Below are 15,180 nucleotides of genomic sequence, written 5' to 3'. Positions count from 1 at the left end.
AAATCACGCGATCGGGTGACCGTTAAGCCCGCCGATTTTGCCAGCCAGATCTCGTTTCTAAGATCACAATTGAAAAAACTTATAAACATACTTGCAACATTCTAGCTGGTCAGACCTATACTCTCGCCACTGGTCTGATTTCTAAGTCGTACCGCAGACCCTACACTTCGCGCTCCTGTTACAGCATGTAACATAGTTTGTATAAAAATAATCAATGAGGTTATGGTCATGAGCCAGAAAACCCTGTTTACAAAGTCTGCTCTCGCAGTCGCAGTGGCAATCATCTCCACCCAAGCCTGGTCTGCAGGCTTTCAGTTAAACGAATTTTCTTCCTCTGGCCTTGGCCGGGCCTATTCGGGTGAAGGCGCAATCGCAGATGATGCGGGTAACGTTAGCCGCAACCCGGCGTTAATTACTATGTTTGACCGCCCGACGTTTTCAGCGGGCGCGGTTTATATTGATCCTGATGTTAATATTAGCGGGACATCGCCATCTCGTCGGACGTTAGATGCGGATAACATCGCGCCGACGGCCTGGGTGCCGAACGTCCATTTTGTCGCCCCGATTAACGATCAGTTTGGCTGGGGAGCTTCTATTACCTCTAACTATGGTCTGGCGACAGAGTTTAACGACACATACGCCGGCGGCTCGGTTGGCGGTACGACCGATCTTGAAACCATGAACCTGAATTTAAGCGGCGCTTATCGCTTAAATGAGGCCTGGAGCTTCGGCCTCGGCTTTGATGCGGTATACGCGCGCGCGAAAATCGAACGTTTTGCGGGCGATTTAGGCCAGTTGGTCGCGGCACAGAATCCGGCGCTGGCGCCGGTCGCGGGTCGGATTCCCAGCGATACCAAGATTGCCCACCTGAACGGTAATCAGTGGGGCTTTGGCTGGAATGCCGGGATCCTTTATGAACTGGATAAAAATAACCGCTACGCGCTGACCTACCGCTCGGAAGTCAAAATTGACTTTAAAGGCAACTACAGTAGCGATCTTCCCATCGCTATAAACCAATTTAATCTGCCCATCCCAACGGCAACCGGCGGCGCGACGCAGTCAGGCTACCTGACGCTGAATCTGCCGGAAATGTGGGAAGTGTCCGGTTATAACCGTGTGGCGCCACAGTGGGCCATCCACTATAGCCTGGCCTATACCAGCTGGAGTCAGTTCCAGGAATTGAAGGCAAAATCGACCGCCGGCGATACGCTCTTTGAGAAGCATGAAGGCTTTAAAGACGCTTATCGCATTGCGTTGGGTACCACCTATTACTACGATGACAACTGGACGTTCCGTACCGGTATCGCCTTCGATGACAGCCCGGTACCAGCGCAAAACCGTTCTATCTCTATTCCGGACCAGGACCGTTTCTGGCTGAGCGCCGGTACGACTTACGCCTTTAACAAAGATGCGTCTGTCGACGTTGGCGTCTCTTATATGCATGGTCAGAGCGTGAAAATTAATGAAGGCCCTTATCAGTTTGAATCTGAAGGGAAAGCCTGGCTGTTCGGTACTAACTTTAACTACGCGTTCTAATCTCTTTCTGAAACGGATCAAAAAGGTGAGCATTGCGCTCACCTTTTTATTTACTGCCGTTTATTCCGAGTCGATCTCTTTGAGTTCGTCCTGAATCGCCTGCGCGTTCGGGTTTTCCTGCGGCTTGAGTTTTCCGCCATTGGCGATAAAGTCATGACGCTGGAAGTACGCCTCGCGCACCATAATATAAGGATCGGAAGACTGGCGCAGCAAACCATCGGAGTCCAGCAACTGCGCGCGGGTTTCTATCCCTTCGATAGTCCATTTTCCTATGGACATTGGCCAGGTCAACCACGAGAGCACCGGATACAAGGTATCCGCCATATCCCCGCCATCTTCACGCAGCGTGAAGCTGCCGTAGAACGGAAGTTGCATATAAGGCCCATACCCCACGCCATAATGGCCCAGCGTACTGCCAAAGCGATGCGGTTCAACGCGCTGCAGCTTAGGATTCGCCATTCCCGCGACGTCAATAAAGCCGCCCATCCCTAATAAGGTATTCAGGAAGAAACGGGTGAAATGCACCATACCCTGATAAGGATCGCCCTGCAGGAAATAGTTCACCATGATCGCCGGTTCTTCGAGGTTGCCGGTGAAATTACTTAAACCGTTACGCGCAGGCTGTGGAACATAATCACGCCAGGCGACCGCGACCGGCCGAACAACATACGGGTCCAGCACATTAAAGTTGAAGTTGTACATGGTGCGGTTAAACCCTTCAAATGGGTCTGAACGCCCCTGCTGTTCTGTACCGGAACTCGCACACCCGACCAGCAGTGTGGTTCCCAGCGCCAGCGCCGACAGGCGAAGCTTCATAGATGTCTCCCTGTGAATTATGGCTATCGCTGATTGCCATCCATGACGGAACGCTACCGTATCCGCCTGTTTAGGTGTGAGCGATTTTAACAGCACGTCAAACGATGTCTATATGCGCGATCTCATTGCTCTGAGCATAGCCTGGTAACGCAACAACGTGACGGCCCTATTCTAACGAAACAGATAAAAACGAGCGTGATCATTTTTATTTTTTCGGAGAATGCCCCGGCCTGGGTAAATGAAAAACCGCTACGCTTTATTAATATGTGTTAATCAGCAGAGATCATCATGGATAGCCTTAACGACGATAAAATTAACCGGCACAGCAGTGACCTGGAAGTTGAAAGCGAAGAAAAACAAAGCGGTAAAGAGATTGAAGTGGATGAAGATCGTCTTCCTTCCCGCGCCATGGCGATTCATGAACATATTCGCCAGGATGGTGAAAAAGAAATGGAACGCGATGCGATGGCTTTGCTCTGGTCAGCCATTGCCGCAGGACTTTCTATGGGGGCATCACTCCTGGCGAAAGGGATTTTCCACGTGCAGCTTGAAGGCGTTCCCGGCGGCTTTTTACTGGAAAATCTCGGCTATACCTTTGGTTTTATCATTGTCATCATGGCCCGCCAGCAATTATTTACTGAAAATACCGTTACTGCCGTATTGCCGGTAATGCAAAATCCCACTCTGAGTAACGTTGGCCTGCTGATGCGCTTATGGGGCGTAGTCTTATTGGGCAACCTTATTGGCACCGGGGTTGCGGCGTGGGCATTTGAATATATGCCTATATTTGATGAAGAGACCCGCGACGCCTTTGTCAAAATTGGTATGGAGGTCATGAAAAATAGCCCAACGGAGATGTTTGCCAACGCGATTATCTCTGGCTGGATCATCGCCACAATGGTATGGATGTTTCCTGCTGCAGGCGGGGCAAAAATTGTGGTCATTATTTTGATGACCTGGCTTATCGCGCTGGGCGATACCACCCATATTGTCGTCGGTTCCGTTGAAATTTTGTATTTGGTTTTCAACGGCACGCTGCCCTGGAGCGACTTTCTCTGGCCCTTCGCCCTTCCCACACTTGCCGGAAATATCTGCGGCGGCACCTTTATTTTCGCATTGATGAGCCACGCGCAGATCCGCAACGATATGAGCAATAAGCGTAAGGAAGAAGCGAGGCTACGCGGCGAGCGCCTGGAACGGGAGCGGAAAAAAGCGGAAAAACAGCGCTGAGTGGCGACGGTTTAACCAGTCAGGCGGCGCTACACTTACTCCGGCGAATAAAAAACGCTATACTGGCGGCGCGTTGTCCCCTTAGTTAAATGGATATAACGAGCCCCTCCTAAGGGCTAGTTGCAGGTTCGATTCCTGCAGGGGACACCATTGATACCCAGGACATTCTCTTCTTGCTGCATAACCTTTCGAGCGGTCCCCTTTCATGTTGCTTTTATTGCCCCTATGCAATATCACCGGACATGCCATACGTTCAGCAAAAAGTCGTCATCGGCCGGTTATGACCGATGACATCCTGATGTGGTCTAGAAGCGGTACTGCAACCCCGCGGTAACCGTATAGTTATTATTAGCTATACCTGCGGCATCGCCACCAAAATAAGCCGTATCACCGCTGGTTTTATCTATGATTTGCGTACCGCCCTTACCTTCTTCATATTTACTGTAAGCAAACTCAGCAAAGATTTTTGCATTACTGGTAATATAATATCCGGCGTCAATAGAAGCGCCATAATATCGTGAATTTTCCGTTTTTTCACGGAAGGTAAGTTTGCGCATGTAGTGTTCGTCATTATCATGCGCATTTACCCAGTCGCTGTATTTTAACAGTACATTACACTCAAAGTCATTAATACGATAATCACCCGCCAGCCCGATATAGGGCATTTCGAAACGCTGGCTATAACCTATGCCGCGCACGCCATGAGGAAAATTACCAATATACCGACCATTATCATAAATATAAGACCCGCCTCTTGCCGTCCAGCTAAAACGGGTTTCCTGATAGCCCGCTGTTACGCCCGCCTTGTAGTTATCGCCCTGCAATAACCAACCTTTCACGTTCAAATCGTATTCATTAGCATAGTTGGCGCTGGTGTCCGGATGAATTGAACGATCGGTCCAGCCAGGCTGCTCACTGCTCATCCAGTCATGGTCAACCATATGACCCGATCCCGACGCCAAAGACGTCCAGCCGCGGGCGTCCAGCGTCATGAACGAATAGGGTTCCCATGATAAATCCCCCTGCAACGTGGCGACATTTTTTATTTTCCAGTCCAGTTGACTCAGCTTCCGCCCGGTGTCGGTATCATAAACCAGCTCCCTGGATTTACCATTTAACACCCCCACAGAAAGGGATGTCGTGACGCTCTCAGGAGAGACGTCCGGAATAAATAAGGTAGACTCCGCATAAGCCGACTCAGAAAATACGGCGATCATCATTACTGCAATAGCATGTTTTTTCATTTCTCTTGTCCTCATATTCAGATGTAATCTGGAGAGGTAATGAAGTTTTCATCTTGTCAAATCGTCGGACAAGAGTACATTTATTATGCCAGAGAAATTGACGCATTTTTACTTTATATTGAAGTTAAGAAATAGAATTCGATGCTCAGGAGAATAATAAGCAAGCTATAATCATGATGGAATGATTTACCATTACGGTGATGCGGCGTTATCTGGCTAACGACATCGTTGCTGATGTTGTCAGCCAGATTGAAAGTAACTGTAATATCAGAATTTATAATGCTCTTTACTTAAACCATATTTTTTCATGCGCAGATAAAGTTTTTTACGGGGAATTTGCAGGTACTCCGCCACTTCATTAATTCGTCCCTGATGAATATTTAATGCTTCGGTAATAATTTGTCGCTCATACTCTTCAACGCGCCGGTCAAGCGGGGTCGGCTCCTGAAGAAGCAACTGCGGGTTGACCGTTTCCGCCAGCGGCAGCACGCCAACAGCAAAAAGCTCTGCCGCATTAGCCAGTTCGCGCACATTGCTTGGCCAGGCGCGTCGCATTATTCCTTTCAGTAATTCCCCCGCTATTTCCGGCACGGGATGATTGAGTCGCAGGCAGGCTTTTCGAAGATAATGGCGAAATAACGGCTCGATATCATCCGGTCGCTGAGAAAGAGACTGGCAGGCGATTTGGGTCATGGCGAAACAGTAGTAAAGCTCGGCCGCAATCTGGTTAGCTGCCGCCTGCTCCACCAGCGAAGCGCTGCCAACGCCCACCAAACGAAAAGGCCGATGCTCCAGGCTTTGTAAACGCGCCAGATGGTGCTGCTGTTCGCGTGTCAGATATTCGGGATGACTCAACACCAGCGTACCTCCTTGCGCCTGGTCGATGAATGTCTCCAACTGCCCGGCATTCTCCGGCGTGAGTTCATAGCGTACAAACGGCCCTTTCGCGTTACGCCCCAGTTGATGGAGATAACGGGCGCCAGTCATACGTCCAGTGCCATGCTCACCGTAAAACCATACGGCAATGTCCGTTTCCGCCAGTTGTTGTAACCGTTGTCGAAACTGATTCATCCACTCGCTGCGCCCAATCAGTTCAACCTGTAACGTCTGCTGGCAATATTGCCGCCGTGCAATGACCGACCGGCGCTGGCGTAGCGCGTCTTCAATTAATATCAACAGCTTGCCCGGATCGACGGGTTTTTGCAGAAAATCCCAGGCGCCCTTTTTCACCGCATCAACCGCCATCGGTACATCGCCATGTCCGGTAATCAATAAGATTGGCAGTTGATCGTCATCCTGATGAAACAGCGTCATAAGATCGATACCGGAACACCCCGGCATACATACATCGCTCAAAACGATCCCCTCCCAATCCGCTTTTACCCACTCTTTGGCCTCGAAAGGATGGGTAAAGCCACGCACGCGGTAGCCTGCCTGCTCAAGCATTTGGGTATAGGCGTCAAGTACATCAACGTCATCATCAATCAGCAAAATAGAACATTCATCATTCAACATCATCGACATCCGTTACCGAGAATTGCAGCACCACGCAAGCGTTACGCGTCAGCGTCGACGCCAGACGCAGGTCGCCCTTCATTTGCGCCATCAGCGACACGCTAATCGACAGCCCAATACCCAATCCGACAGCTTTACTGGTAGTAAATGGCTTGAGTAAAGAGGGCAACAGCGCCACAGGCCAGCCAGGGCCGTTATCTGCAATATAAACCTCCAGCGCCTCTCCCTGCGTCTGCCACGTCACCGCGATCGCCGCATCATGCGAACAGGCGTCAAGCGCATTCGCCAGTACATTCACCAGAACCTGCTGAATACGCACTTCATCGCCGCTAACCCATACGGTGTCGGTTGGCAGTGAAAGCGCTCCCTGCCGGGATTGGTGGCGCATGGCCAATAACTCCCATGCCGCCACGAAAGTTTGGCGCAGATCAACGGGATACAATGGCGTTTCCAGCTCCGCCCGGCGGGTAAACTGCCGCAGCGAACGGATGATGGCGTCAATCCGGTTAATGAGCCCTTCCGCTTTGGTGAGAGTATTTCTCGCCTGTCCGCTCTGACCTTGTTCAATCGCGCGTCCCGCCGTAAATAAATACATTGAAAGCGCATTCAGCGGCTGGTTAATTTCATGCGCCAGCGTGGTCATGGTCTGGCCGACTACCGCCAGTTTCGCCGTCTGAATCAACTCATCCTGCATGGCGCGCAGGTCGGCTTCTATCTCTTTGCGCTCGGCGACCTCTTGTTCAAGCTGCCTGCGTTGCATATTGAGCTGGCCCAGCGTATGACGTAGCAAACGGGCTATCCGTCCTAGCTCATCGCGCCCGTAAACCGGGATAGTCGAGTCGGTTCTCCCCAGCCCTATCTGTACCACAGCCTGATTAAGCGCGGTAAAACGCTTTACCAGCCGGGAACGGATAAAATAGTGGTTGAGTCCCCAGGCCAGCAACAACGCCAGGAGCGTCGCCACTAAAATAAGCCCGCCGCTAACGCGGACAATCTGTTCCAGGCGTTGATTGAACGTCTGCATTTGCTGGTGACTACTACCTAACTGCGCCTCAAGCAGCGTGCGAAAGCGCCCTAGCGTAGCCTCTCTGGCGCGGCTGGCGTCCAGTAAGGCTTTTTGCGCCGCAACATAATCGCGCATGGTATCGGGCATCTTATTTTTTACCATCCCGATTTCCAATAGTTCGTCGATGGTTTGCCGCAGCGTGATCGTACTGGGCCAGTCATCGAGCGCACGAATATTCTCATCCGCCGTTTTTTTTAGGTTTTCCAGATAGCGAATATGGGTCTCCACCAGCATCCCGTCATTATTGCCGGACTTGAGCTCATTCAATCTGTCGCGCAGGTCGTCAACAATCTGATTTTCAATTCGCGCCAGGGTATATACCTGTTGCTGCTCGTTCTGCACCTCGCGCGAACGTTGCAAGTACTGCGCTGCATCGCCCTGATTCGCCTCAATTTGATCGAGCAGAGTCCCCTGCTGCCAGGTAAAATCCTGTACCAGCGAATTTAGCTCCGTGGTGAAATCATCATGGAGCCAGTCAATACGAGCGGAAAGCTCGCTGACTTTCTCCCGCACCAAAAACATGTTGTAGAGGGCGTTGTCCAGCTCCGCCAGCAAGGTCCGGCTATCCTGTAAAATGACGGACAGTTGCCGGCGCTCAGCAAGCTGAAGCCCCTGACTGAGACGCTCAATCTTATCCAGATGCTGAATAATCTGCGTACGTAACTGCAAACGTACCGTCGTGTTCGGCGCCAACAAAAATTCATTGAGTTGATCCACGGCCAGATTCAGGTTCCCCTCAATTAAAAAAGCGGAATGGATGCGAGGGAAATATTCATCAAGCGAATAGCGAACCTGCGAACTTTGCTCATGCCAGGAATAAAGGCTGACCATACTGACAATCAGCGTCAGTAATGCGCCCGTTAAAAATGCACCCCGTAAACTGTTGCTGATACTGAGCTGACGAAGCCGTTGCAATAATCTCCCCTTCATTTCAGCTCTTCCAGTTTGTGAATCGCCAGCCGCTGATTGTTCAGAAACCAGATCTGCCACTCCATCATTTTTTGTTCGGCAAAGCTTTTATTATCAAACTGCGCCAGCCAGGTTTCATCTTCGCTGCTTGCCGCATCCACCGGGACGCTGGTCAATAAGGCTCTGATTTCAGGTAAGGGGCGTTTAAGCCGCGTTTCTGCGCTGTGCAACGCTCGCCATGCATCTTTAAGCTGCGCGAGACGAAAACTGATCGCGGTATCAAACATGCGTTGTACCAGTTGCTGACGCTTCAGGATCAGACGATAGTTCAACGGCGGCTGGGCCATCAAACGCTGTTGTTGCGCGGCGCGAGGATTATCGGCGCTAAGCGGTGCGACGGGATACTTACCGGTATTCGCGTCAGCCAGTATCCTTTGCCCTTTCGGACTTAATAAGTAATGAATAAAAGCACGCGCTTCGTCTGCATGACGGCTGTTTTTCAACACCGCGACGTAAGTGGGCGACACCGCAGAATACGGGAAATAGGTAAAAGCAAGATTAGGATCGTTAAGTAGCAAATTAGCATAGTTATCAATGACCGGCCCGGCAACGCCAAGCCCGCTTTTGATTTTATCCGCTACGCCGAAACTGCGAGAGGAAATCGTGACCAAATTACCCGAGATTGCCAGCAGCGTCGCCCACCCTGCCGTCCAGCCTTTTTGCTGCAACAGCGACTCCACCATCAAATGATTGGTGTCTGAGCGTGACGGACTGCTCATTAATAGAGCGCCCTGGTAACTGGGCAGGCCCATATCCTGCCAGTCGGCAGGCGGCGGAAGATGGCGCGCAGCGAGCGCTGAACGATTGATCAATAGCCCAAATCCGGATACCGCTACCGCCACTGAAGTTGAGCGGATAGAACGCGGCACCAGCTTCTGGCTGGCGGCAGGCGCGCTATCTAATAGCGCCAGCTTTTGGTGCTCCTGAAGGTGTTGCAACAGCATGGGGGATGACGTCAGGATCAGATCGACATTTTCCGCATTCGCCGTATCAAGTAATTGCTCTAAAGAACCGCTGGTGCGGTTGAGCGTACGAATCATGACGGAACCCGGCTCCGTCTGCCAGCGCTGGATAATCCAGGCGGTCGCGCTGGGTGAAAAGGTCGTTGCCATCACCAGCTCGCGGCTGTACGCTTGGCAAGAACCGAACATCGCCGCCAGCCATAGCGTAAAAGCGCCCACTCTGGCGAAACGACCACAGCATGAGAAAAGTCGATTTGTGATCCCGTTCATAAATATCGATATCACATAAAGAAAATATTGAGACAAAACTTACCCTTTTATTTCTGTTGGCATCCAGAACAGCGTTATTTGAATAATAACGGGTCCGTCGCTCGAAAACATCAATAAAGCGTATCAGATTACTGGCAGCAAATTTGTTAATATCCGCACATGCTAACGATAAAACGGCCATGCCAATAATTAAAGTTTCACCACACCCTTCAGGATGGGTCAAAAATAACCTTTAAATTCACCCAATTGAGTCAATTTTGACACATTTCTTCGACTTGAATTTTATTGTCACTCCTTTCACTCTACCGACAAAACCTCCTGATGTTCATCTCACTATAAAATACAGGTGACTCCATGTTAACAATATTAAAAACAGGGCAATCGGCGCATAAAGTCCCACCGGAAAAAGTCCAGGCTACGTATGGTCGATATCGTATACAGGCATTGTTAAGCGTATTTCTGGGATATCTCGCTTACTATATAGTCAGAAACAACTTCACATTATCGACGCCTTATTTAAAAGAGCAATTGGATCTCAGCGCTACGCAAATCGGCCTGCTGAGTAGCTGTATGCTTATTGCTTACGGAATCAGTAAAGGCGTAATGAGCAGTCTGGCGGATAAAGCCAGTCCAAAAGTCTTCATGGCGTGCGGTCTGGTACTCTGCGCGATTGTTAACGTTGGGCTGGGATTCAGTAGCGCATTCTGGATATTTGCCGCTCTGGTGGTCTTCAATGGCCTTTTTCAGGGCATGGGCGTCGGCCCCTCGTTTATTACTATTGCAAACTGGTTCCCTCGTCGGGAGCGCGGACGCGTAGGCGCCTTCTGGAATATCTCGCATAACGTTGGCGGCGGGATCGTCGCGCCTATCGTCGGTGCGGCTTTTGCGATATTGGGCAGCGAACACTGGCAAAGCGCCAGTTATATCGTTCCGGCCTGCGTCGCCGTCATTTTTGCCTTAATTGTTCTGGTATTGGGAAAAGGTTCGCCGCGCGAAGAAGGTCTTCCCTCCCTGGAACAGATGATGCCGGAAGAAAAAGTCATACTGAAAACGAAGAATACGGCAAAAGCGCCGGAAAATATGAGCGCATGGCAAATCTTCTGTACTTATGTGCTGCGCAATAAAAATGCCTGGTATATTTCGCTGGTCGATGTCTTCGTCTATATGGTGCGGTTTGGCATGATTAGCTGGTTGCCTATCTATCTGTTGACAGTAAAACACTTTTCAAAAGAACAGATGAGCGTCGCGTTTCTCTTTTTCGAGTGGGCGGCGATTCCTTCCACGCTACTGGCAGGCTGGCTGTCAGATAAACTGTTTAAGGGCCGCAGAATGCCGTTAGCCATGATTTGCATGGCGCTGATTTTTGTCTGTCTGATCGGATACTGGAAAAGTGAATCTTTGCTGATGGTAACGATTTTCGCCGCCATTGTAGGTTGTCTGATTTACGTCCCGCAATTCCTCGCGTCCGTACAGACAATGGAGATAGTCCCCAGCTTTGCCGTAGGTTCCGCCGTCGGATTACGTGGGTTCATGAGCTATATTTTCGGCGCCTCGTTGGGCACCAGCCTGTTTGGCGTCATGGTGGATAAACTGGGCTGGTACGGCGGATTTTATCTTCTGATGGGCGGTATCGTATGCTGCATTCTATTCTGTTACCTCTCCCATCGCGGCGCGCTGGAACTGGAACGTCAGCGCCAGAATGCGTTACATAATCAGGACTCGCTGCAGCTTGCGGACGCGCAATAAACGATTAGCCTTCCCGGGGAACAGAAGCGCCGACATCGTATATACCCAAAATAATTCGAGTTGCTTAAAGGCGGCAAGGGAGTGAGTCCCCAGGAGCATAGATAACGATGTGACTGGGGTGAGCGACAAATCTGCCGGGAGCAGATTTGAACGTCGCGTGCGACGGCCCGTCAGGGCGAGGCCCATGGATGGGTCGAGTAATCCGTAGCCAACACATAAGCAACTTGAAGTATGAAGGGTATCTACTGACTAACGCTTACCGTATCCCACCATAAAGCGAATAATTAACCCACATGCCGGTGCGAGAAAAAGCAATAATCCGCTAACGATGTCATCGCCATCCTGCAGCCATACATTGAGTAAATAAATCAGCGCGGCAAGGATAACCATTCCCGTAAAAGAAGAAACCGCAGAAAAAGCCCCCATCACCTGACCGATATAGCCACTCACGGCAAGTATACTTATTGCAAGAAATGTCCATAAATAGATCATCTATAATACCTCCTGTCTATGGCAAGGCTTCCATATAGCCTTACAGTCCCTCTCACTTCTCCTTTAAGATAAACCTTATCAGCACGTCATTTCCATAACATTTATCTCACATTTTATTTTTCTAATCATTTTTCAATAACCTTCGTCTGAAATAAAATTATTACTGTAAAAACAATGCATTAAAAATAATGATTAGCTTATTTTTGCTACGGAAGAAATATTTACGCTTCTTGATAAAGAATTTCTGGGCGCGAGTAAATAACTGGTGGTACATTAGCCTGCCTGGCGTTCATGCCCTCGTGGTTTAGTACTGACTTAGTTTTACACTCCTTACGGGAACCATTGTCGTACATGATGGCCTAACTATACGCAAATCATTCAAGTTACCCTGATGGGCTTACTCAAGTAAGTGCTTCGGATAAGCGAACGCAACTTGAAGGATGATGCGTATTTCAGAGTGTACCGCTGCGGATAATGACTCTTCTGCGATACATTATTTTCGTATCTACAGAAGGTATTTTATGTTTCCTCAAAGCAAATTTTCACGCGCGTTTTTGCACCCGCGCTACTGGCTGACGTGGTTTGGCGTTGGCGTCCTCTGGTTACTGGTGCAGCTTCCCTACCCGGTTTTGCGTTTTCTGGGCACCCGCACCGGTAAACTGGCGCGCCCCTTCCTGAAGCGACGTGAGTCGATCGCCCAGAAAAATATTGAACTCTGTTTTCCGACCCTCTCCCGGGAAGAAAGGGAAAAACTGATCGCCGAGAATTTCCACTCTCTTGGCATGGCGCTGCTTGAAACGGGCATGGCCTGGTTCTGGCCTGATAGCCGGGTTCGCAAATGGTTTGATGTGGACGGGCTGGATAACCTTACCCGTGCGCAGGCGCAAAATCGCGGCGTAATGGTCGTTGGCGTGCATTTTATGTCGCTGGAATTGGGAGGCCGGGTAATGGGTCTCTGCCAGCCGATGATGGCGACCTATCGTCCGCATAACAATCCGCTCATGGAGTGGGTGCAGACGCGCGGTCGTATGCGCTCAAATAAAGCGATGATCGGCAGAAACAATCTGCGCGGCATTGTGGGCGCGCTAAAAAAAGGGGAAGCCGTTTGGTTTGCTCCCGACCAGGACTACGGCCCTAAAGGCAGCTCCTTTGCGCCATTTTTCGCGGTCGAAAACGTCGCCACCACCAACGGCACCTATGTACTGTCCAGGCTGTCTGGTGCCGCCATGTTGACCGTTACAATGGTCAGGAAATCCGATAACTCGGGTTATCGTCTGTATATTACCCCTGAAATGGAAGGTTACCCGGCAGATGAAAATCAAGCCGCTGCCTATATGAATAAAATTATTGAGAAAGAGATCATGCGCGCCCCGGAGCAATATCTCTGGATTCATCGCCGTTTCAAGACTCGCCCGTTGGGAGAAGCGTCACTCTACATCTGAAAAAGGCCGCAAGGCCTTTTATTTTGTCATTTCGCATTGCCATAATATTCACATCGTAAATTACTCATTCCTGCTTTTAGCGATAAGTCTCCTGTTTACAGGCGTTTTTTTACTGTGTCGGCGGCGTCGCTCAATAGCGATTCATCACTGTCAGAAATTAAACTGTCGCCGATTCCCGACACTTGTAAGTTACTAAAAGTAAATAAGAAAATGCCTCTTGTTTCACCTCATTTTTAGGCGTACATTAGCGCCGTCTGGAGCGATGACGCGCAGAATTCTGAGGTGATGCAGGCGGTCGAAACACGAATAATTCTCAATTTCGTATTGTCCGGCATCAACTCTCTATAATCAGGTAAGTGTAAGTTCATTTAGGCGTACGACAGGTACGCGGAGAGATGAAACGTGAAATATTTCTTTATGGGCATTTCATTTATGGTCATCGTTTGGGCCGGTACTTTCGCCCTGATGATTTAAAAGTACAATGCAAAGAAAAACAGGAGCCATGGGGCTCCTGTTTGCTTTTCTACTCCGTGCTCGCCTCAACGGGTTTTGGATGTGACGGCAGCACGCCATCGGCGCGGAACATCGCTTTAATCCCTCTGACGGCCTGGCGAATGCGATCGCGATTCTCTATTAATGCAAAGCGTACATGGGTGTCGCCATAGTCACCAAAGCCTATCCCTGGAGAAACGCAAACCTTCGCCTCATTCAGCAGCTTCTTGGCAAACTCAAGCGACCCCATCGCCGCATATTGCTCCGGGATTTTCGCCCAGACGTACATTGAGGCTTTCGGCATTTCAACCATCCAGCCCGCCTCATGCAACCCCTTCACCAGCACATCGCGACGACGTTTATACTGCTCGGCAATATCGCGCACGCACTGCTGATCGCCTTCCAGAGCGGCGATAGCCGCCACCTGAAGTGGGGTAAAGGTGCCATAATCGTGATAACTTTTAATGCGCGCCAGCGCGCTGACCAGGGTTTTATTGCCCACCATAAACCCAATACGCCAGCCCGCCATATTATAGCTTTTCGACAGTGTGAAAAATTCGACCGCCACGTCGCGCGCGCCAGGCACCTGCATAATGGATGGCGCTTTCCAGCCGTCGTACACGATATCGGCATACGCCAGATCGTGCACTACCAGCACATCATAACGTTTAGCCAGAGCGACCACTTTTTCAAAAAATTCCAGTTCGACGCACTGGGCCGTAGGGTTAGACGGAAAACCCAAAATCATCATTTTCGGTTTCGGATAACTTTCGCGAATAGCGCGCTCCAGCTCGTTGAAGAAATCCACCCCCTCTACCAATGGAACCGAACGCACCTGCGCCCCGGCGATAACGGCGCCATAGATATGAATCGGGTAACTGGGGTTCGGCACCAGTACCGTATCACCATGATCCAGCGTCGCCAGCATTAAATGCGCCAGTCCCTCTTTGGAACCGATGGTCACAATCGCTTCGGTTTCCGGATCGATATCGACATCATAACGTTCCTGATACCAGTGAGAAATCGCGCGGCGTAAGCGCGGTATGCCGCGAGACGTGGAATAACCGTGCGTATCCGGACGCTGCGCGACGGTGCAAAGTTTTTCGACAATGTGGGGAGGGGTTGCGCCATCAGGATTACCCATACTGAAATCAATAATATCTTCGCCGCGCCGACGCGCAGCCATTTTGAGTTCAGCGGTGATGTTAAAAACATAGGGCGGAAGGCGATCGATACGCGTAAAGCGACGTTCAGGGCGGAAGTCAGCCATAATATCCTCAGATTAACGTTAGCGCCCGGACCGTCCGAGCGACGCTGCCACGATGGTGGCTCCTTTAGAAAATAGCCTGAAAATTTTCTTCCTGTCGAGAGGCTAATGAAAATATTTTTTAGCGACGAAA

At 50.2% G+C, this 15,180-nt stretch carries 12 protein-coding genes and 1 tRNA gene; 6 read left to right on the top strand and 7 right to left on the bottom strand.

Annotation, left to right across the window (positions count from 1 at the left end; translation table 11 throughout):
- Positions 1–228: 228 nt before the first annotated feature.
- Positions 229–1,536: a long-chain fatty acid transporter FadL gene (gene fadL / locus ACLJPE_RS17925; RefSeq protein ID WP_001549822.1), complete on the top strand. Its 1,308-nt coding sequence runs from the start codon at positions 229–231 to the stop codon at positions 1,534–1,536.
- A gap of 60 nt (positions 1,537–1,596) precedes the next feature.
- Here the strand turns inward: fadL and mlaA are convergent, their stop codons facing one another.
- On the bottom strand, positions 1,597–2,352 hold the full coding sequence (mlaA, locus tag ACLJPE_RS17920) for a phospholipid-binding lipoprotein MlaA (protein WP_000776787.1): 756 nt from the start codon (positions 2,350–2,352) through the stop codon (positions 1,597–1,599).
- Between the two features lie 288 nt (positions 2,353–2,640).
- Here mlaA and ACLJPE_RS17915 point away from each other — a divergent pair, with 288 nt between their 5' ends.
- Complete coding sequence (locus tag ACLJPE_RS17915; RefSeq protein ID WP_000377772.1) at positions 2,641–3,582, top strand: formate/nitrite transporter family protein; 942 nt, start codon at positions 2,641–2,643, stop codon at positions 3,580–3,582.
- A gap of 75 nt (positions 3,583–3,657) precedes the next feature.
- Positions 3,658–3,732 (top strand) — tRNA-Arg (locus ACLJPE_RS17910).
- Positions 3,733–3,887: 155 nt separating this feature from the next.
- On the opposite strand, the gene pgtE is transcribed toward ACLJPE_RS17910, so the two are convergent.
- The 4 genes from pgtE to pgtC all read right to left on the bottom strand — a co-directional run bounded on the left by pgtE (position 3,888) and on the right by pgtC (position 9,527).
- The gene (gene pgtE, locus ACLJPE_RS17905) at positions 3,888–4,826 is read right to left on the bottom strand and encodes an omptin family outer membrane protease PgtE (RefSeq protein ID WP_000716003.1); all 939 of its coding nucleotides are present in this window, start codon (positions 4,824–4,826) and stop codon (positions 3,888–3,890) included.
- A gap of 267 nt (positions 4,827–5,093) precedes the next feature.
- A complete protein-coding gene (gene pgtA, locus ACLJPE_RS17900; protein ID WP_000930843.1) occupies positions 5,094–6,341 on the bottom strand; it encodes a two-component system response regulator PgtA in 1,248 nt (415 codons plus the stop codon).
- Positions 6,331–8,337 (bottom strand): two-component system sensor histidine kinase PgtB, encoded by a 2,007-nt coding sequence (gene pgtB / locus ACLJPE_RS17895; RefSeq protein ID WP_000678501.1) that lies wholly within the window; start codon positions 8,335–8,337, stop codon positions 6,331–6,333. The genes pgtA and pgtB overlap by 11 nt, the downstream gene beginning before the upstream one ends.
- A complete protein-coding gene (gene pgtC, locus ACLJPE_RS17890; protein ID WP_000467983.1) occupies positions 8,334–9,527 on the bottom strand; it encodes a phosphoglycerate transport regulator PgtC in 1,194 nt (397 codons plus the stop codon). The genes pgtB and pgtC overlap by 4 nt, the downstream gene beginning before the upstream one ends.
- Before the next feature lie 435 nt (positions 9,528–9,962).
- Here pgtC and pgtP point away from each other — a divergent pair, with 435 nt between their 5' ends.
- On the top strand, positions 9,963–11,354 hold the full coding sequence (gene pgtP, locus ACLJPE_RS17885) for a phosphoglycerate transporter PgtP (protein WP_000955744.1): 1,392 nt from the start codon (positions 9,963–9,965) through the stop codon (positions 11,352–11,354).
- A 249-nt stretch (positions 11,355–11,603) separates the two neighbouring features.
- On the opposite strand, the gene ACLJPE_RS17880 is transcribed toward pgtP, so the two are convergent.
- On the bottom strand, positions 11,604–11,846 hold the full coding sequence (locus ACLJPE_RS17880; RefSeq protein ID WP_000639889.1) for a YfdY family protein: 243 nt from the start codon (positions 11,844–11,846) through the stop codon (positions 11,604–11,606).
- Between the two features lie 521 nt (positions 11,847–12,367).
- Here ACLJPE_RS17880 and lpxP point away from each other — a divergent pair.
- Together lpxP and ypdK are read left to right on the top strand one after the other, a co-directional pair.
- Positions 12,368–13,288 carry a kdo(2)-lipid IV(A) palmitoleoyltransferase gene (gene lpxP, locus ACLJPE_RS17875; RefSeq protein WP_000484431.1) on the top strand — a complete coding sequence of 307 codons (921 nt, stop codon included), beginning with the start codon at positions 12,368–12,370 and terminating at the stop codon, positions 13,286–13,288.
- 402 nt (positions 13,289–13,690) lie between these two features.
- Positions 13,691–13,762, top strand: coding sequence for a membrane protein YpdK (ypdK, locus tag ACLJPE_RS17870; protein WP_010723117.1), 72 nt, complete (start codon positions 13,691–13,693; stop codon positions 13,760–13,762).
- 49 nt (positions 13,763–13,811) lie between these two features.
- On the opposite strand, the gene alaC is transcribed toward ypdK, so the two are convergent.
- Positions 13,812–15,050, bottom strand: a complete 1,239-nt coding sequence (alaC, locus tag ACLJPE_RS17865) for an alanine transaminase (RefSeq protein WP_000763118.1) — start codon at positions 15,048–15,050, stop codon at positions 13,812–13,814.
- Positions 15,051–15,180 lie beyond the last annotated feature (130 nt).

The organism is Salmonella sp. SAL04196 (genome assembly GCF_046550835.1).
Taxonomy (GTDB): Bacteria; Pseudomonadota; Gammaproteobacteria; order Enterobacterales; family Enterobacteriaceae; genus Salmonella; species Salmonella enterica.
This window is presented reverse-complemented; position numbering and strand designations above follow the sequence as displayed.

What these genes read in the sequence shown, in the direction of transcription:
- fadL (WP_001549822.1), top strand. Translation starts at nt 229, where the DNA reads ATGAGCCAGAAAACCCTGTTTACAAAGTCTGCTCTCGCAGTCGCAGTG.
- mlaA (WP_000776787.1), bottom strand. Translation starts at nt 2,352, where the DNA reads ATGAAGCTTCGCCTGTCGGCGCTGGCGCTGGGAACCACACTGCTGGTC.
- ACLJPE_RS17915 (WP_000377772.1), top strand. Translation starts at nt 2,641, where the DNA reads ATGGATAGCCTTAACGACGATAAAATTAACCGGCACAGCAGTGACCTG.
- pgtE (WP_000716003.1), bottom strand. Translation starts at nt 4,826, where the DNA reads ATGAAAAAACATGCTATTGCAGTAATGATGATCGCCGTATTTTCTGAG.
- pgtA (WP_000930843.1), bottom strand. Translation starts at nt 6,341, where the DNA reads ATGTTGAATGATGAATGTTCTATTTTGCTGATTGATGATGACGTTGAT.
- pgtB (WP_000678501.1), bottom strand. Translation starts at nt 8,337, where the DNA reads ATGAAGGGGAGATTATTGCAACGGCTTCGTCAGCTCAGTATCAGCAAC.
- pgtC (WP_000467983.1), bottom strand. Translation starts at nt 9,527, where the DNA reads ATGTTCGGTTCTTGCCAAGCGTACAGCCGCGAGCTGGTGATGGCAACG.
- pgtP (WP_000955744.1), top strand. Translation starts at nt 9,963, where the DNA reads ATGTTAACAATATTAAAAACAGGGCAATCGGCGCATAAAGTCCCACCG.
- ACLJPE_RS17880 (WP_000639889.1), bottom strand. Translation starts at nt 11,846, where the DNA reads ATGATCTATTTATGGACATTTCTTGCAATAAGTATACTTGCCGTGAGT.
- lpxP (WP_000484431.1), top strand. Translation starts at nt 12,368, where the DNA reads ATGTTTCCTCAAAGCAAATTTTCACGCGCGTTTTTGCACCCGCGCTAC.
- alaC (WP_000763118.1), bottom strand. Translation starts at nt 15,050, where the DNA reads ATGGCTGACTTCCGCCCTGAACGTCGCTTTACGCGTATCGATCGCCTT.